At 59.9% G+C, this 16,951-nt stretch carries 16 protein-coding genes and 1 pseudogene; 3 read left to right on the top strand and 14 right to left on the bottom strand.

Annotation, left to right across the window (positions count from 1 at the left end; genetic code table 11):
• Nucleotides 1-28: 28 nt before the first annotated feature.
• The 4 genes from SLW75_RS03500 to SLW75_RS03485 all read right to left on the bottom strand — a co-directional run bounded on the left by SLW75_RS03500 (nucleotide 29) and on the right by SLW75_RS03485 (nucleotide 5,797).
• Nucleotides 29-679, bottom strand: a complete 651-nt coding sequence (locus SLW75_RS03500; RefSeq protein WP_410933553.1) for a TetR/AcrR family transcriptional regulator — start codon at nucleotides 677-679, stop codon at nucleotides 29-31.
• A 55-nt stretch (nucleotides 680-734) separates the two neighbouring features.
• The gene (locus SLW75_RS03495) at nucleotides 735-2,090 is read right to left on the bottom strand and encodes an MATE family efflux transporter (protein WP_410933552.1); all 1,356 of its coding nucleotides are present in this window, start codon (nucleotides 2,088-2,090) and stop codon (nucleotides 735-737) included.
• 81 nt (nucleotides 2,091-2,171) lie between these two features.
• A complete protein-coding gene (locus tag SLW75_RS03490) occupies nucleotides 2,172-4,757 on the bottom strand; it encodes an EAL domain-containing protein (RefSeq protein ID WP_410933551.1) in 2,586 nt (861 codons plus the stop codon).
• Nucleotides 4,758-4,789: 32 nt separating this feature from the next.
• Nucleotides 4,790-5,797 (bottom strand): DNA-binding protein, encoded by a 1,008-nt coding sequence (locus SLW75_RS03485; protein WP_410933550.1) that lies wholly within the window; start codon nucleotides 5,795-5,797, stop codon nucleotides 4,790-4,792.
• A gap of 179 nt (nucleotides 5,798-5,976) precedes the next feature.
• Between SLW75_RS03485 and SLW75_RS03480 the strand changes: the two genes are divergently transcribed.
• From SLW75_RS03480 to SLW75_RS03470, 3 genes are all read left to right on the top strand, one after another.
• Entirely contained in the window at nucleotides 5,977-6,942 is a 966-nt protein-coding gene (locus tag SLW75_RS03480; protein WP_410933549.1) for a tyrosine-type recombinase/integrase, read from the top strand.
• A gap of 204 nt (nucleotides 6,943-7,146) precedes the next feature.
• Nucleotides 7,147-7,515, top strand: coding sequence for a histone-like nucleoid-structuring protein, MvaT/MvaU family (locus SLW75_RS03475; protein WP_065990779.1), 369 nt, complete (start codon nucleotides 7,147-7,149; stop codon nucleotides 7,513-7,515).
• A gap of 209 nt (nucleotides 7,516-7,724) precedes the next feature.
• Nucleotides 7,725-8,615: an alpha/beta fold hydrolase gene (locus SLW75_RS03470; protein WP_410933548.1), complete on the top strand. Its 891-nt coding sequence runs from the start codon at nucleotides 7,725-7,727 to the stop codon at nucleotides 8,613-8,615.
• 27 nt (nucleotides 8,616-8,642) lie between these two features.
• On the opposite strand, the gene SLW75_RS03465 is transcribed toward SLW75_RS03470, so the two are convergent.
• The 10 genes and pseudogenes from SLW75_RS03465 to SLW75_RS03420 form a co-directional block, all read right to left on the bottom strand.
• A complete protein-coding gene (locus SLW75_RS03465) occupies nucleotides 8,643-8,816 on the bottom strand; it encodes a hypothetical protein (RefSeq protein WP_167355811.1) in 174 nt (57 codons plus the stop codon).
• Between the two features lie 111 nt (nucleotides 8,817-8,927).
• Nucleotides 8,928-9,257 carry a hypothetical protein gene (locus SLW75_RS03460; protein WP_296308123.1) on the bottom strand — a complete coding sequence of 110 codons (330 nt, stop codon included), beginning with the start codon at nucleotides 9,255-9,257 and terminating at the stop codon, nucleotides 8,928-8,930.
• A 99-nt stretch (nucleotides 9,258-9,356) separates the two neighbouring features.
• Entirely contained in the window at nucleotides 9,357-9,722 is a 366-nt protein-coding gene (locus tag SLW75_RS03455; protein ID WP_065990774.1) for a response regulator transcription factor, read from the bottom strand.
• Between the two features lie 92 nt (nucleotides 9,723-9,814).
• Nucleotides 9,815-11,203: an RAD55 family ATPase gene (locus tag SLW75_RS03450; protein ID WP_410933547.1), complete on the bottom strand. Its 1,389-nt coding sequence runs from the start codon at nucleotides 11,201-11,203 to the stop codon at nucleotides 9,815-9,817.
• Nucleotides 11,204-11,476: 273 nt separating this feature from the next.
• Entirely contained in the window at nucleotides 11,477-11,683 is a 207-nt protein-coding gene (locus SLW75_RS03445; protein ID WP_410933546.1) for a hypothetical protein, read from the bottom strand.
• A 78-nt stretch (nucleotides 11,684-11,761) separates the two neighbouring features.
• Nucleotides 11,762-12,646: a manganese catalase family protein gene (locus SLW75_RS03440; RefSeq protein ID WP_192131726.1), complete on the bottom strand. Its 885-nt coding sequence runs from the start codon at nucleotides 12,644-12,646 to the stop codon at nucleotides 11,762-11,764.
• 356 nt (nucleotides 12,647-13,002) lie between these two features.
• Nucleotides 13,003-13,266 carry a PAAR domain-containing protein gene (locus SLW75_RS03435; RefSeq protein WP_369317858.1) on the bottom strand — a complete coding sequence of 88 codons (264 nt, stop codon included), beginning with the start codon at nucleotides 13,264-13,266 and terminating at the stop codon, nucleotides 13,003-13,005.
• 217 nt (nucleotides 13,267-13,483) lie between these two features.
• Nucleotides 13,484-14,056: a DUF2931 family protein gene (locus tag SLW75_RS03430; RefSeq protein WP_410933545.1), complete on the bottom strand. Its 573-nt coding sequence runs from the start codon at nucleotides 14,054-14,056 to the stop codon at nucleotides 13,484-13,486.
• Between the two features lie 723 nt (nucleotides 14,057-14,779).
• Nucleotides 14,780-15,418, bottom strand: coding sequence for a DUF2931 family protein (locus tag SLW75_RS03425; protein ID WP_065986138.1), 639 nt, complete (start codon nucleotides 15,416-15,418; stop codon nucleotides 14,780-14,782).
• 46 nt (nucleotides 15,419-15,464) lie between these two features.
• A pseudogene (locus tag SLW75_RS03420) lies at nucleotides 15,465-16,235 on the bottom strand (phospholipase effector Tle1 domain-containing protein); the annotation flags it as partial.
• Nucleotides 16,236-16,951: the final 716 nt, after the last annotated feature.

Genomic DNA, 16,951 nt, shown 5'->3' with positions numbered 1-16,951 from the left:
AATCTTGGCTAAAACGGCCACTTCAAGCTCAGGGACGAGCTTGAAGGTCGGCTTTCAAACGGCGCAGGTAGCCCTCGAACACCGCCATCACGTCGACATCTTCCGGGGCCCTGAGCCACTGGATCTGCACACCGTCCATGACCGAGAAGATCTCCTGAGCGAGTGCCTTCACGTCGATGTCCGGGCGCACCTCCCCCGCCTCGATCAACGCCTGCAGATGCCCGCGCGCATGCTCGTGGGTGATGTGAAAGCGCGTCTTGTACCAGTCGAAGGCCGGATGCGCCTCTGACAGGCTTTCCGTATTGAGCACCATCGCCGCCTGACACTCGGCAGCGGCCTGGACGCTGAAACCCATGCTCATCCGCACGAATTTGATGAACCCCTCCAGCGTCATCTCCATGGTCAGTTCACTGAACCGCGACACCACTCGCTGATCTCGCCGCTCCAGCAGCGCATTGAGCAGCGCCTCCTTGTTCGGAAAATGATGCAGCAGGCCGACGGTGGTGATGCCGGCGAGCTGCGCGACATCTTTCATCGACGCACTGGAATAACCATTGCGGGCGAAGATCAGCGTCGCCGCATCGAGCAAGGCCGCGCGACGCATTTCACCCTTGGGTGCACGCCGCCGCTTCGGCGAGGCCATCTCGGGCGAGTCATTCCCTGATTCGTCGTCTGTCATAAGCCCTTGTCTCGCAGATTCAAATAAAGCCCAACCGAGCACGGCAACTGCCTGCTCACGCCACGGCCTGCGCGGCGCTCCGGCGCTGAAAAAACCGCCTGGCCGTCAGGGACGCGATTGTAATCGAAGTCACGGCAATCAATGCGTTACCGGTGAGCATGGCCGGGAACGCACCGGCCGCACCGAACAGGTGAATCCCCCCCAGCACGAACGGCACGGTCCCCAGCGTTGCCCGCAGCCAGGCGAACAGCGCCACCAGCCACGGCCGGCCCAGGGTCACAAACATCGCGATGGCGACGAAATCCAGCCCGATCAGCGCCCACAGCCCGCCGCCGATGTGGCAGAACGCTAAAAAGATCGCCCGCCCGGCGCCTTCCAGTTCGTAGGTGTCAGCCAGCGGAGTGGCCACCAGCAGCAGCACGGCCCAGACCAGCAGGCCATAGACGATCACCAGCCTGCGGCTGAACACGATGGCTGAGGCGACGCGAGCATCGCGATGGGCGCCGATGTTCTGCCCCAGCACCGGCGCCAGCGCGCTGGGCAGGGAGAAGAACACGCAGTAGGCAAACTGCATCACGCGGTCCATCACCGCCATGGCCGCCAGCGCCGACGTGCCATAGGCGCCGATCGACGAGACCAGATAGGTGAGGCCCACGGGCGTCGCCAGGTTGCCGACCATGGCGGGCAAGCCGACCTGCATGACCTTGCGCGTGTGCAGGCGCAGCAGGCGCCAGCGGAGGGTAAACGGCATCCCCAGCCGCGCCCGCAGCCAGTAAATGCCCAGGCCCAGGGACACCAGCGCCGACAGCGCATAGGAAATCCCCGCGCCTTCGAGCCCGAGGCCAAAGCCGAAAATGAACAAGGGGTCAGCCAGCGCCAGGGTCGCCGCACCTGACAATACGACCCACAGGGCGCGGCGGCTGTCGCCGGCGGTTCGCAGGATTTGCGCCGACATCTGCATGGCCGACTGCAACACGCTGAACGGCAGGGTCAGCCAGATGAAAATTCGCGCGGCTTCGTAGGTGCTGGCGTCCGCGCCGAGCCAATGGGTGAGCGGTACTAGCAGCGCCAGTTGCAACGCCGCCGCTGCGCCCGACGCGATCACCACCATCACCATCAAGTGGGTGACCAGACGCGATGACGCCTTCGCGGCGCGATGGCCGATCCGCTCCGACAGCACCGTTGCGGCGGCAATGATCAGCCCGCTGGACACGGCACTGTTGAGGAAGATCAACACCTTCGCCACCCCCGTCGCGGCGAGCAGCAACGGGTCGTGAAGCATCGAGACGTAGAGCAGCGTGAAGATGTCCACCAGGAACACCGCGAGCAGGCTCAAGGCGCTGGTGCTCGACATCACCAGCACGTGCCGGGCCACCGAGCCTTCGGTGAAAACAGCGCGCGGGTGAGTCATGAACACTCCAGAACTAAACAGTGGCCAGATGCGGCAACGGGTGTGATGGATGGAAGGCGCTGCCGGGACAGCGCGCGCACTTTATACGTTTGTGCCCAGCGCCGCCGTATTTCTCGCCGCCAGCAGCGCGTGAAAGTCCGAGGTGGTCAGCGGGAAACTGAGGAAATAGCCCTGCCCCTCCTCGCACTGCACTGACTTGAGCAATTGCAGATCCTCGGCGGTTTCGATGCCCTCGGCCGTAACCGTGAGTGACAGCGCCCAGCCCAGCCCGACGATGGCCTGCACGATGGAGCGATCGCCCTCGCTTTCGCTGAGGCGGGTCAGGAAGCTGCGGTCGATCTTCAGCCCGTCGAAGGGGAAGGTGCGCAAGTAACTCAACGACGAATACCCGGTGCCGAAGTCGTCCATGGCGATGCGCACCCCCAGCTGCTTGAGCGTCTGCATGACATCGAGCGCGCCTACGGCGTCATCGATCATCACCCCTTCGGTGATCTCCAGTTCGACCCGCGACGGCTCGATCCCGGTGGCCTTTAGGGCAGCCTGAATGCGCGCCGGCAGGTTGCCGCGCTTGAATTCGGCCGGCGACAGGTTGATGGAAATGAACAGGTGCTTCGGCCAGCCCGCGGCTTCACTGCAGGCCTGGGCCATGACCCAGTCGCCGAGGGGGATGATCAGCCCGCTTTCCTCGGCGATGGGGATGAAGGTGTCCGGGGGAATCAGGCCGCGCTGGGGATGCTGCCAACGCACCAGCGCTTCGGCGCCGACCATTTCGCCGTCGGAAATACGGAAGCGCGGCTGGAAATGCAGGCGCAGTTCATCGTGTTTGATGGCATAGCGCAGGTCACTCTCCAGCCGACGGCGCTCGATGATCTTCGCGTTCATGTCGCCTGCGTAAAACCGCCAGGTGCCTCGACCGCTGGCCTTGGCCTCGTACAGTGCGATGTCGGCGTACCGCAGCAGCTCGGCGGCCTCGCGCGCATCGGTGGGCGCCATGGCGACGCCGATGCTGGCGCTGACGAATATTTCCTGGTCGTCGATCTGCACCGGGCGTTCGATCGACTCGATCAGCCGTCGGCACAACGCCTCGACTTCGTCCTGGGTCTGGGGGTCGCTGAGGATCAGCACGAATTCGTCGCCGCCCACCCGCGCGACCAGATCGCCGTGGCGCACGCAATCGGACAGCCGACTGGACACGTCGTTGAGCACGCGGTCGCCGGCGGCGTGGCCGAGCAGGTCATTGACCGGTTTGAAGCGGTCCAGGTCAATGCTCAGCATCACCAGTGGCTGATCGAGGGTCGGCAACGCTTTCAGCTTGCCGTCCAGAAACTCCTGCAAGCGGACCCGATTGGGCAGCCCGGTCAGGGCGTCATGCTGGGAGAGAAACTCAATGCGCCGACGGGCTTCCACTTCTTCGGTGACATCGGTGGCCGTACCGCGGAATCCGCCGACCGCCATCGACCGCGCTGACAAGCGGCTGATGCGCTCGCGCCCGCAGGTCTCCAGGTAGCGGCACTGAATGGTGATGTCGGGGCGACGGTTGGGGATCGCCAGCCACTGCGACACCTGGCCGAGCTCGGTTTGCAGCAGATCGTCCATCGAGGCGCCGACCCACTGGGCGCGGTTCAGTCCGGTCACGATTTCAAAGCGGTCCGAAAGGTAAGTGAACCGCCCTGCGCTGTCGATTTCCCAGACCCAGTCCGAGCTGGCCTCCACCACGTCACGAAAGCGCGCTTCACTGGTGGCCAACGCGCTTTCACTTTTTTGCAGGGACGCGTAGCTGTCATCCAGGGAGCGCGCGGCGGCGGTGGCGCGACGCAGGATAGCCCAGGTCATCAGGCACACCAGCGCGGCGGCCAGACCGATCAGCGGCAGGCCGAGGGTCAGCAGGCGCAGGCCTGGCTTGGGGGGCGTCCAGTGCAGGGCGCCGGCAGTACCGCCTTCGCCCAATGGAAAGATCGAGACTTGGTTAAGCTCGTCGGGCCTTGCAATGTGCAGGCCGTCTACGCCGTATTCCTTGCCCAGAACGGCCAGCTTGGCGTCGTCCAGCACGTCGACGAAGATCAGCACCGAAGGCGCCCGGCCATCGGCGGTCACACCCGGGTCGGTGCCAGGGGTGATAGCGGCTGCGGCAACCAGCGCGGGTGTGCCGTTCAGGTCGACGAAGGCGGTGACCGGCGTGCCTGTCTCGGCCCCTTCCCTGGCCTTGACCAGCAGCCGGTCCTTGGCCTGTCCCAGCCACGGATCGGCATCGACCTTTTGCAGCTGTCCTGCGATCACCGCATACACCGTACGACCGGCGTCATTGATGACGAACAAACCCTTGAACCCGAAATCGCTGTACAGCGTAGGTCCGATGTTCTGGCGGACGAACGCCCATTCCGTATCCACCTGCAAATGCAGGTAGCGGTAGGCATCGCCCCAGTAGGCGTAGTCCCTGACCGTGACGGACAGCGATTTTTGAAGAGAGCGCATTGCCTTCTCGGTGTAGAACGCGCTTTCGATCTCCTCGTTGTGATCGAGGTCATGGGCGAGGAAGGCCAGCAGATAGGCGGCCAGCAGAAAGACGCCTGCCAGCAGGAACACGAACTTGAACAACGAACCCCGCGCAAGGGCGACGGTCGAGGGGCTGGCGGGTTTGATGACATTGGGGATGGGCTGGTTTGACATGGCTTTCCGCAAGCTGAAGACCGGTGGGTCGCTTAGGTCTGTATCGGCGGCGCCGTGGCAATAATGAGCTGGACCTCAGCGCGCAGGCTGTCGTTGTCTTCGCTCAACACGGCCACACGCTGATTGGCCTGCGCCAGTTGCTCGTTGGCCTGTGACACCGCTTTCGCCAGGGATTTACTGTCCGCTTTTATAGCCACCAGTTGCTCTTGAAGCTGCTCACGGGCGCCGTCGGCTTTGGCGGTGGCCATCTGCGCGCTGAGAAGTTCTGTGGCGAGGCGCTGCGCCTGGTCTTGCTGATCGGACAACGCCCGGGCCTGTTGACGCATCTCGCCGAGCAAACGCTCGTTGTCGCGGTTCAGGCGCGTGGATTCATCCTGCTTGACCACCAGCGTCTCCTGAAGCTTTCGCTGCTCCAGCTGGATCTGCTGAAGCTGGGCTTCATGGCGACGCTGATCCTGCTCGCGCTGCTCCTTGATAGCCTCGCGGTAATGCTCCAGCGCGGCGCGGGCGTGCACATGCTTTTCTTCGAGGGACTGAATTTGCACGTCCTTGTCCTGCACGCGCCTTTCAAGGTCCTGGCACTGCTGGCTCAGACCGGCATTGCGCGTCAGTTCCGACTGCCAGGAGGAATGGGTGGTGTGCAACTGGGCGCCCTGTTCGGTCAGCGCGGCGTGTTGCGATTCGCACTGGTGCCGGGCTGACTTCAGCTCCAGCTCAAGGGCTTCCAGCCGGGTTTCCCATGCTGATCGTTGTTGATCGAACGCCGCCTGCGCCTGGGCAACGACCTGCGCACCCTCCTCCGTCAGCCGATCAAGCAGGCTTTCAACCAGCGCCTTCAGCTCCTCACTCATACGCTCCCGCGACGACACCTCGGCCGGCGCCTGGGCGTCCAGTTCCTTCAAGTACCGCGCAATGGTGGTTTTCGACCCGGTGTTACCCAGTTCCACCCGTACCGCGTCGATGCTGGGGTAGGCGCCCTTGCTCAGCAACGCCTGTCGTGCGCGCTCTACCACCGCCTTGTTAATGCCTCCGCGTGCCATGTCCGCTCCTACTATTTCGTACCGTGTTACGTAACACGTTATTACAGGCTACATTAGCAGCTAAAACCTTGTGTGGAAATATTGCTGCCAGCAGCCGATAATAGTGCTTTATCGCTTTTCAGACGGGTGAAAGGCGATCACCACCAGCAAAGCGCCCGTGTCACGCCGCCGAGGGATGTATGGAAAAGGCAGATCGATACCTGTCAGCAGGCACCCGCGCCAATACGCGGCGGAGCTATCGCGCCGCGATCGAGCATTTCGAAGTGGTCTGGGGCGGTTACCTGCCCACCACAGGCGACGGCATCGTCCGCTACCTCGCCGAGTACGCTGACAAACACGCCATCAGTACGCTGAAGCAGCGGCTGGCGGCGCTGGCCCAGTGGCACGTCACCCAGGGGTTTCCGGACCCGACCAAAACACCCACCGTGCGGCAACTGCTCAAGGGCATTCGCGTCGTCCACCCGGCGCAGGCCAAACAGGCGGCGCCGTTGCTGTTGCGTCACCTCGAGCAAGCGGTGGCTTGGCTGGAGAATGAGGCGAACGCCGCCTGGGCACGGGGCGACCACAAGACACTGATGCGTCATCGTCGCTCCATCGCGCTGGTGCTGATCGGCTTCTGGCGAGGGTTTCGCGGCGACGAACTGGCCCGGCTGGACATTGGCAACACCCAGGCCCAGGCCGGCGAAGGCATCAGCTTTTATCTGCCGTACACAAAAGGCGACCGCCAGCATGAGGGCAGCACCTTTCGCACCCCGGCGCTGAAGACCCTCTGCCCGGTCAATGCGTACATCAACTGGATCACCGTGGCCGGGCTGACCCAGGGGCCGGTGTTCCGCCGGATCGACCGCTGGGGCAACCTGTCCATGGACGCCATCAACGCCCACAGCCTGGTGCCGATGTTGCGGCGCATCTTTAAAGACGCCGGGCTGCCCGACGACCTCTACAGCAGTCACTCGATGCGCCGGGGATTTGCAACGTGGGCGTCAGGCAACGGCTGGGATATTAAAAGCCTGATGAATTACGTCGGCTGGAAAGACATTAAATCAGCGCTGCGTTATGTAGACCCGACCACGTCGTTTGGCGGCCTGGCATTGAAACCCGCTTTGAACACAGCGTTGCAGCCTGCAGCGCTCGGCAACAGCTGACAGGCGTGCATGTTTTAAAGCGCACCACAGCGCGTGAACTGGCAACCTTGCAGTCAAGGCAGAAAAGTTTGCTGTTAGTACTGGCATCCATGCACCCACTCGCACTACAGTGTCCACGGTTACACCAGTAATCACCGTGCGCTCCAATGTTCGCCAGTGCTAACGCCGCACGTCAGTATCAACAAACCGAAACATGGAGTTCCAATGTCTAAACTTGCTGAATACCGCCAACTCGAACGTCACCTTGCCGATCAGCTCGCTGCCCTCGAGGCCATGAAAGGCGATAAAGGCCTGGAACAGGAAATCGAATTCGAAGGCAAATTGCGTACGCTGCTCGGCGAATACAATAAGAGCCTTAAAGATATTATTTCGATTCTGGATCACCCGACCGGATCCAAACAGGGCAAGAACGCCAGCGCCCCCGAGAAAACCACTCGCAAAGCCCGCGCCGTTAAAGTGTATAAAAACCCGCACACCGGTGAAGTCGTTGAAACCAAAGGTGGCAACCACAAAACCTTGAAAGAATGGAAAGCCGAACACGGTTCCGACACGGTCGAATCCTGGGTTTCCTGATCGGCCTGGCTACGGGGCTGGCTCACTGACCACTGCCCCATTGCCGATCTCCCGATGCATGCGCCCGCGGCGCTGCATCGGTGATTCAAACGCTGCTCCCGTATTGATTTGCGCTTCGCCGTCGCACACGCTCATCAGCTAGATCCCCCCTTATTTCAGCCCGGCATGTCCTCAGGGCTTCGCTACTACCTTTCTGTCGGAGCCATCCCGTGAAGAATATCGTTGCCGGCGTGCTGAATGTTTCATACCGCGACGTGGGACCCAGCGACGGGCCTGTCGTGATAGTGCTCCACGGATTTCCCTATGACATCCACGCCTATGACGAGGTGTCGGCGCGACTGGTTCAGGCTGGCTGCCGCTGCATCGTGCCTTATCTGAGGGGATACGGTCCCACCCGATTTGTCGATGCCGCCACACCGCGCTCGGGCGAGCAGGCGGCACTGGGCGCCGACCTCCTGGCACTTATGGACGCGCTGAACATTCCTCACGCCATTCTCGCCGGTTACGACTGGGGCGGACGCGCCGCATGTGTGGTCGCTGCGCTGTGGCCGGAACGGGTAACGGGACTGGTCAGTTGCGACCCCGGCTACAACATTCAGGACATCGCCACTGCCAACACGCCCGCCTCCCCCGAAACGGAACGGCGCCTGTGGTACCAGTATTACCTTCACGGCGAGCGCGGACGGGCAGGCCTTGCGGCCAATCGAACGGAGTTCTGCCGTTTGCTGTGGACGCTCTGGTCACCGACATGGGGATTCTCCGAATCCACGTTCACTGACACCGCTCAGTCGTTTGAAAACCCGGACTTTGTCGAGGTCGTGGCGCATTCCTACCGTCATCGTTACGGATTGGTTCCGGGCGATCCCGCCTATGCCTTTATTCAGGAGAAGCTCGCGCAAACGCCACCGATCAGCGTTCCGGCGGTGATCCTGGCTGGGGCAGACGATGGCGTGTCTTCAAAACGTGAGGGCGTTGCGGCGGTGCGGGGATTTGCAGGGCAAGTGCGGCGGCAGGTGATAGAGGGCGTGGGCCACAATGTGCCGCAAGAAGCACCGGCAGAGTTTACCGATGCAATACTGAGCCTGCTGGACGATCATTGAGTGCATATAACCAGAGCCACTAACGACTCAGGACTGCTCGGCATTGCTTAGCTCGACGGCCGACTTGGCCGCTTCAACTTCATCTTCAAAGTACAGTTCGGCGCCCTCCTCATCCTTGACGCGGAAGACCGCAGTTGCACCGGACTGCCGGTGTTCAAGTGGGATGTCTTCACCTTCCAGTCTGACGACGGCCACGGCCATTATGATTCTCCTGCGGGCAACACCGACAATCAACCGAGCTGTTCACACTGGAACCTGCTCACATTGATGATCAGTTTGAACATTCAAGGGCATGGTCATTACGCACGATAATCAGCGTAGAACCGAGGGTTGTGTGTGGGAACGTGGGGTGCTGAAGATTTGTGCACTTTGCAGCGTGACAGGCAGCGGGCTGTATTCAAGGTTGATCAGGCGGACCCCGTTGATGTGAGGCTGCCCACAAGGAAGTGCACCAAAGGCAGTGGCCAGCACCATCTGGTCGTGCTCAAACAAAACGATGGTTTCCGCGGTCAGGGCGTCCATGTAAAGCGAATAAGGGCACGACGCATCGGGACAAATCTGATGGCGAAGTTCGTTTAACACGCGCAGGCGGCGGTAGACAACGGTGCCTTCACCCAACGATTTGCTGTACCAGGTATTCATTGCGCTGCCCATCTTGTAAGCGTTATCAGTATCGACCCTGCCCTGATCCGATTCGTTCAACGGTAATAACGATCGAGCGAGGCCAACTTATGAACGGGCTTACAGGCGGGCTTGAAACAGAGCGTGGATCTTGCCGATGACCTGATCGATGTCGAAGGGCTTTTCAATCACCTCATCAAACAAATCCGGCCGCTCGGTCCCCATATAGGCCTGCGCGCCACTCATGAGCATGATCGGCGTCGCCATATGCACCTGACGGGACTTGATCGTCTGGGCAAGTTCCAGACCGGTCATGCCCGGCATCATGAAATCGGTGATGATCAGGTCGGGGCGCTCGCGGTCAAGAATGGCCAGCGCTTTGCTTCCGCTGCCGGCGACGACCGTATGAAAGCCTTCGTCCTCCAGCGCAAAGCTGAGGATGTCGGCAATCAGGTATTCGTCGTCGATGATCAGAATGGTCGGCATCAGAGGGTCACATCCCACGACGTCGCGAGGGTCTGGCGCCTGGTCAGGCAACTCAACGGCTCTGGCCACCCCCACGTTGCGAATCGCATATCTCACACCTTCTTCATGGTGATTCCAGCGTTGCTCATCACGACTTCAAGTGGCGAGGGATCGTAGGCATTGTCTCTGATCTTCAGAATAGAAACCTGCCGCTGAAGTTCAGTCCGATGCTGCACGAATTGGACGAGCAGCAGGTTATCCACCACGCCGGAGACATCCGGTGTCGGGAGGTTTGCACGCTCGTCGAACAACCGATGGGCTTCCCATGCCGCCATCACCGTAACGCCCCGGCCGCGAAGTTCGCTGAGCAAGGTGTCCAGAACGTCCAGCACCCTACTCTGATCGGCGGCCGTGCGGCTCAGGGCATTCAGGCTGTCGATGAACACACGCTTGATCTGCAGTCGCTCTACCCGGTCGAGCAAGTCGTAACAGACCCGATCAATCAGACCCGCCGAGGCCGGCGTCCAGACGATGTGCAGCGCCCCCGACGCTTCCAGCCCGGCGAAGTCCTTTCCGAGAGAACGCGCTTTGCTCATGGCCCGCTGCGGCGACTCGTGAAAGCCGAAGTACAGCCCGGGCTCCTGTGCCGAGCAGCCGCCCAGAAACTGAATGCCCAGGGACGTCTTTCCCGCGCCAGAAGGGCCCATGATCAGGGTCACCGAAGAGCGGACCAGACCGCCACCGATGTGGGCGTCCAGCCCGTCGATGCCGCTGCTCAGTAGGGAATGGGGATGTTCGGGCATGGCGCCGGTGCGGGTGAGCATGCATTCCAGGCGCGGGTAAATGGAAATGCCCTGCTCGTTGATCTCGAATTCATGGGCGCCAGGGATCGCGCCACTGCCTCGGGTCTTGCGCATCTTGATGCGCCGCACCGTGCGCGAGCCGACCATGTCTTCGCCCATCTCGATCACGCCGTCGACCATCGTGTGCTCGGGACTGCCATCGTCGAGTTGCGAACTGGTGAGGAACAGCACCGTGCAACCGGCGAATGCGGCATGCCCCTGCAGCTCGGAGATGAACTGCTTGGTGTCCAGCGGCGTTTCTGCCTTGGAGCGCGCGTTGAGCAGCCCGTCCAGTATCAGCAGGCTGGAATGCTGGCGGCTGATCTCGCGGCGCAGCAACTTGACCACTTCGTGCAGCCCGTCGTTTTCGAGTGTGTCGAACGCGCTGACGAACTGGATACTCTGGCCTACCGCACCGCGATCAAAGAAGCTCAGGGTCGAGAGGAAATGAAACAGCCGGTCGTGGGGTTCGGCGAGCAATGTTGCGAACAGCACGCGGCCGTTTTGCCGGACGTGGTTGAACCCCACTTGGTTGGCGAGAATCGTCTTGCCCGACCCCGGCCGTCCTTGAATGATGTATGACGCGCCCGCAACAAGGCCTCCTTTGAGCACTGCGTCGAAGCCCTTGATCCCGCTTTCAAGGCGTTTTAGCTGATTCAAATCTGCTCCCTCTCCTGATGTGCATCAGGCCTGAAAATACGCATTGCTCACGCGCGAAGGCCAATACAGTGGCGGGTAATCGCGGATCAGTCCAGCCCGTCGCAACGTTGCGGATTGCGCGGCGTGCAGTTGCTGAGCAGGTATCCCATTCGGTCCCCTCGGCAGCGACAAAAAAAAGCCCGCTTTCGCGGGCAAAATCGATGGAGTTATAGCGAGATGGAACCGTCCAGCCAGCGGATGGTTCTGCGAAACCACCCACAGAAACCCCGAGCGTTAATGAAGTCTCTCAACCCCTTTGACGGATTTGGGCAGCAGTCCCGCCTTGAATTGCTGAACAAACAACGCCGTTCTGAACCCGCGCCCCAGCGTTGCCGCTTCTGCTTCAAAACGGGTTACACATGACGTGAAGTCCAGCTCGGCGTTGTCGTTGAACAACTCGCTGGGTTCGTTGAGGGTTGAATCTTCCAATGGCTTGTTCATCAGAGACCTCCATGCTGTACCTGGCATTGATGACACTGTCGGGCTGGGCCGCTACGTACCGGCCCAGCCCGTCTCGGTTTACTCGGCTTTGCCCTGAGCCAGGCCCGACCCGAGGTCAGCACCGGTCATAGGGTCGGCTTCCAGATCGGACTTCAGCCGCTCTTTCATCATGGTCAGCGTCACCGAATCGTCCTCGCTCAACGTGACAGAAGCGGTACCGTCGCCTCCATCGACTGCCGGCTTTGGATTCTCGACGTATTCGAAATCAGCGTCGCTGTTCCACGGCCCACGCACGTTCGGCTCGCCGTTGGACATGCTGAAGTAAGTCCGGGAGAACTCTGGCATGCCTGGCAGCTTGCCTTGGGGGAAGTTCGGCTGAATCGAATGCAGCGCTTTCTCGAAGGAAATCTGATGCGCGATTTCACGGGTCATCAGGAAGCCCAGGGCGTCCTTGATGCCTGGATCGGTGGTCACGTTCATCAGGCGCTCGTAGACGATCTTCGCCCGTGCTTCGGCGGCGATGTTCGAACGGAAGTCCGCCGTCGGTTCACCGATGGTATCGATGTAGGCGGCTGTCCATGGCACGCCCGCGGAGTTGACCAGCGGAGCGCCACCGCCGTACAGCAAGCTGGTGATGTGCGAATCATTGCCGGCACCGTTGATGTCACGGTACAGCTCGCCTTCGGCTTGCACGCCTTCGGCCAGTTTGCCTTTGGCGCCTTTGTTGAGCATCACGATGATCGAGCCAATGATCTCAAGGTGGCTCAATTCCTCGGTGGCGATGTCCAGCAACAGGTCCTTGCGACCTGGATCCTCTTCAGCCAACGCTTGAGTGAAGTAACGAGTGGCCGCGGCCAGCTCGCCCTGGGCGCCACCGAACTGCTCCAGAAGCAGATTGGCCAGACCCGGGTTAGGCTCGGCGACGCGAACCGTGTATTGGAGACGTTTATTGTGCAGGAACATAGTGTTACTCCCTTCTCAGGCTATTTTGATATCAGGATGTTTAACGACAAGTTCAGCTTTTTTAGTACGGCGATCGGTCAACTAAGCAGAACGCACAGATATAAAGAGAGATCGGGGGTGGTGTAATTCAGGAAAGCGAAAATAGGCCCGACCAATGGTGTGGCGCTTAAAGTTTAATAACGGCGGGCGTGTCCCGACAGGTGGTCTGTTATTTAGACGACAGCCGAACGAATTGAATTTCGCGACCCTAAGCGATCTGAATGGAGAGTTGTCAGCAGTTGGATCGACGGCATTGCACCGTCGATGACCATGGGGATTTTTCGTGAGGACATGGCGCGGGTCGCGCAGGTGGATTATCAGCTGATAACGGCGGCTCTCGGTCCACTGGCGATCAGGGCCGCACCACAGGCGGTCTTCATGCCGTCCAGCGCAACCGGGACTCCATCCACGGCGTACGTGCTGCTGCCTTCGGCGATGGGGAAAATTCCCTTGCATAACGGGCAGCTGACGTTGTGCCCTACCCCAGCGATGGGCTTGCCGTTGAGGTTAGTCTGCGGGAAGGCTTCAAGCACCACGCCGCCGTGGGTGGTGAGGTCGCCTAGGCGGATGATGTCTTTCATAGTTGTGAAGTCTCTCGGTTAGTTTAATTCAGTCACTATCTGTTTACGGTGATTGCTTATAAGCGGCTGGGAACTGCTCACTCTTTGGAAGTGCATTCGGGTGTAGGAGCTTGTTTGCTGGCGAACGCGCTGTATCAGGCAACAGAATTGTTGTGCCATTTGACGGCCCGCACGACTCAACTGGAAATTGGCGCACATCGAACTTTGGCAGTTGAAATTACCAACTGCCATACGGAATGCCGTGTTGGTCTATCCAGGCTTGCGCCGCTGGATTTGGTGGTCGGTAAAATAGTGCTTTTCCGTCTTGGTTGGGGCCTAGGGGCTCGACTTTAGCTTGATAACGGCCGACTTCTTTGTATCCCAGACAAGATCCACCCACCCAGACTTTAACAATTCCCCCCGGCGCCATTCCAAGGGTGATCGCGTCGCGATAGTCCTCCTCCCATTTGCCTGCCCATAAGCAAAAGGCTTGCTCTGGCTTGATCATCTGATCGCGCACCCACTGCGGTATCTGAATACTGATCTTGTAGGCTTGCGGCTCGACCAGGGATTGCCAACGCAGAAAGATTCGCTCAGGAAGATCGACGTTGTTGATGGGTTTCGACTTGCCCGCGCCATTTCCCCAGCCCTCCGGCTGACCGGTGTAACTCGCGACCCCACCATGCACACGAAAAAAAACCAGACCCCGCTGATCGATCACATCAACCGTCTCCACCCACACCTCCATATGTTGGGGAGCCGCCAGACCGACATACCATGCTGGATATGGCAGCCTGGGGGGCGATGACATTGAGGGGCTCATTGCGCAGGCAGTCAGACTGATCAGTAACCCAGCCACTAAGAGCAGTCGCTTCATTCTGGGTACCCTTCTTGCGGGCGGTTGAGATGCACAGTCCTACGGTTCAGCGGTGCTGGCTTGCTAAGTAAGAAGGGGCCTCGTGGGTTCCAGTGTGCGGATATGTGGATGTAACGCGCTCGCAGCAACACCTCTTGAGCGGGCTCAAGGCTTACGAGTCGGTACGTCATTACCCGTTGCAAGATTCGCTTGGCAATAGGCACGAGCTCGTCAGGTATCACAAGTTCAGGCCGCTCCTCCAATCCCTTGAATGGAACTCCGTGACGTATCCCCAGCTGACGCATGACACGCAGTGCAATCAGGCTAAGTTCGCCATGCACCGGGCGTTCAAGGATTACGGTTATCCAGTAGTCCTGCGTGACCGGCTCAACTTTGCCGCGAGGGTTAGTTGCTGCAGGCCAGGCTTTCACCGCAATGTAGCCATCGCGGGCCACGCCTGATTCGCGCAATACGTTGGCGTCCGCTTCTGCACGGGCCCAGGCGGCGTGGGATTCAACCCTTTGACCGATTGGAACGCTGGCCTTGCAGGGCTGCGTCATCCACAGCTTTTCTCGCGCGCGTGGCAGGTAGCCCCCGCCGACATCGGAGTGAGCGCCGCACTGGATTCTGAGACGTTCATTTGTGCGGTGGCGCGATGGGTGCGGGGCCGCAGCAGCATTACCAGCTGCCATAGGGAATGCCGTGCTGGTCGATGTAGGCTTTGTTTTCAGGTTCGAGTGGGATGTACTTGCCCTTGCTCGCCCCACGATAGGGTCCGAGCGGTTCGATTTCAGCCTGAAAGCGGCCGACCTCCTTATGCTCTAAACACCCCGATCCGACCCAGACCTTTGCGATGCCTCCGGGCGCCATGCCCAGGCTTATGGTGTCCCGATATAGAGTGACAACTTCCTGATCCCAGCTACAAAACTCCCGCTGTGGCTTGATCATTTCATCGCGTACCCATTGGGGTATTTTGATCAAAACTTTATAGGTTTGTGGTTCAACTAAGGATTGCCAGCGCAGAAAAATTTGATCTGGTAAATCGACGTTATTGATGGGCTTGGACTTGCCTCCTCCTTCGTGCCAGCCATCCGGCTGACCCGTGTAGCTGGCGACGCCACCGTGCACGCGAAAAAAAGCAAGGCCGCGCTGATCCAGCACATCAACCGTCTCCACCCACACCTCCATATTTTGGGGCGCTGCCAACCCTACGTACCACGCCGGATACGGCAGCTCGGGCCTCGCTGGAAGTGGAGAGTTCGCTGCGCAGGCACTCAGGCTGATTAGCAATCCCAGTGCATACGCCAAGCGCCTCATTCGGGATAACCTTCTTGCGGACGATTGAGGTGCACGTTCCTACGATTCAGCGGTGCCGGTTTGCTAAGTAAGAAGGGACCTTCAGGGTCCAGTGCGCTGATATGTGGATGTAACGCGATCGTAGCAATGCCTCTTGCGCAGGTTCCAGGCGTACGAGCCGGTCCGTCATTACCTGCTGCAAGATTCGCTTAGCGATAGGCATAAGCTCCTCTGGCACTGCGAGTTCAGGCCGCGCTTCCAGACCCTTGAAGGGAACGCCGTGACGTATCCCCAGTTCACGCATAACACGCAGTGCAATCAAGCTCAGTTCGCCATGTACAGGGCGTTCGAGCAGTACGGTTATCCAGTAGTACTCCATGGCCGACGCAGCTTTGCCGCGAGAGTTAGTTGCTGCAGGCCAGGCTTTCACCGCAACGTAGCCATCGCGAGCCACGCCTGATTCGCGCAATACCTTGGCGTCCGCCTCCGCACGGGCCCAAGCGGCATGGGACTCAACTCTTTGACCCGACGGAACGCTGGCCTTGCAGGGCTGCGTCATCCACAACTTTTCTCGTGCTCGTGGGAGATAGCCCCCGCCGACATCCGAATGCGCGCCCGGCAGTCCGATTTGGAGGTGCGTGTGGTGGACGTTATTAAGAGAAAAGTCGGCGCGGTACTCGTCGAGCGCTTGAAGGTGAATGACCTGCCGCGCGCAGTCGGGTGGCAGATAGAGATTGACGCCCTGATTCAGGTCGTTGCCAGGACTGAAGTCCCCATGTAGAGGGTCTGAGATGGCCGCAACCGTATCGAACAGGCCAATCAGATTGATGCAAACATCAGCGGCGTTATCAAAGCTTTTCAGCAGACCGCCCCTCCCCCTTGCGAACATCTCGCTGAATATCCCGCGTCCGGGTTTAAGGACTTCGTTTGCGCAATGTCGTGCAGCAGCAGCTCCACGGCTGAAACCAAAGACGTCAAATTCGACTTTGCTTATCGCCACACTAGGATTTTTGGTAATGAATGCACGCAGGCGCTGCCTGATTGAGTCGGGTGCTTGTCTCACCCGCGCCACCACCCCAGTTTCACCCTGCCCGAGTCCTTGGCCGATCAGTCTGTCATCTTTGCCGCCACTACGTGTGCCGATGCCTTCCATGTAGACGGATAGGTAGGCGATCTTTTGGTCTTTATTAAGCGGCGTGGTGCTGTTATCCGGATACAAGTCATACAAATACGCCACATTGCTCGGCGCATTCCCATAACTGTTGTTCGGCGCGCTGTTAAACGCACTCCCGTCAAACTCCCCAAACCCATACTGCTTGCACGTCGCCGCAATGCTCTCAAGCTCCTCACGGCTGAAGCTGTCCAGATCCGATTGTCGGCACTGTGCGGTCGCCGCCGCATTGCTCTGGTTATTACCGGTCCCGTCAAAGAACAGCCCGATGCGCAGGGTGATGCCTTCGGTGATTTCTTCTTCCTCTTCTTCTTCCTCAAGTTCAGGTGCGGGACGCGGTGTCAGCCATTCCTCGGGCTCCGGAAAGTCGATCGCGATGTTTC

Source organism: Pseudomonas sp. W5-01, from assembly GCF_046540435.1.
GTDB classification, from domain to species: Bacteria; Pseudomonadota; Gammaproteobacteria; order Pseudomonadales; family Pseudomonadaceae; genus Aquipseudomonas; species Aquipseudomonas graminis_B.
This window is presented reverse-complemented; position numbering and strand designations above follow the sequence as displayed.

Coding starts and splice junctions, on each gene's coding strand:
- SLW75_RS03500 (WP_410933553.1), bottom strand. CDS start 679: ATGACAGACGACGAATCAGGGAATGACTCGCCCGAGATGGCCTCGCCG.
- SLW75_RS03495 (WP_410933552.1), bottom strand. CDS start 2,090: ATGACTCACCCGCGCGCTGTTTTCACCGAAGGCTCGGTGGCCCGGCAC.
- SLW75_RS03490 (WP_410933551.1), bottom strand. CDS start 4,757: ATGTCAAACCAGCCCATCCCCAATGTCATCAAACCCGCCAGCCCCTCG.
- SLW75_RS03485 (WP_410933550.1), bottom strand. CDS start 5,797: ATGGCACGCGGAGGCATTAACAAGGCGGTGGTAGAGCGCGCACGACAG.
- SLW75_RS03480 (WP_410933549.1), top strand. CDS start 5,977: ATGGAAAAGGCAGATCGATACCTGTCAGCAGGCACCCGCGCCAATACG.
- SLW75_RS03475 (WP_065990779.1), top strand. CDS start 7,147: ATGTCTAAACTTGCTGAATACCGCCAACTCGAACGTCACCTTGCCGAT.
- SLW75_RS03465 (WP_167355811.1), bottom strand. CDS start 8,816: ATGGCCGTGGCCGTCGTCAGACTGGAAGGTGAAGACATCCCACTTGAA.
- SLW75_RS03460 (WP_296308123.1), bottom strand. CDS start 9,257: ATGAATACCTGGTACAGCAAATCGTTGGGTGAAGGCACCGTTGTCTAC.
- SLW75_RS03455 (WP_065990774.1), bottom strand. CDS start 9,722: ATGCCGACCATTCTGATCATCGACGACGAATACCTGATTGCCGACATC.
- SLW75_RS03445 (WP_410933546.1), bottom strand. CDS start 11,683: ATGAACAAGCCATTGGAAGATTCAACCCTCAACGAACCCAGCGAGTTG.
- SLW75_RS03440 (WP_192131726.1), bottom strand. CDS start 12,646: ATGTTCCTGCACAATAAACGTCTCCAATACACGGTTCGCGTCGCCGAG.
- SLW75_RS03435 (WP_369317858.1), bottom strand. CDS start 13,266: ATGAAAGACATCATCCGCCTAGGCGACCTCACCACCCACGGCGGCGTG.
- SLW75_RS03430 (WP_410933545.1), bottom strand. CDS start 14,056: ATGTCATCGCCCCCCAGGCTGCCATATCCAGCATGGTATGTCGGTCTG.
- SLW75_RS03425 (WP_065986138.1), bottom strand. CDS start 15,418: ATGAGGCGCTTGGCGTATGCACTGGGATTGCTAATCAGCCTGAGTGCC.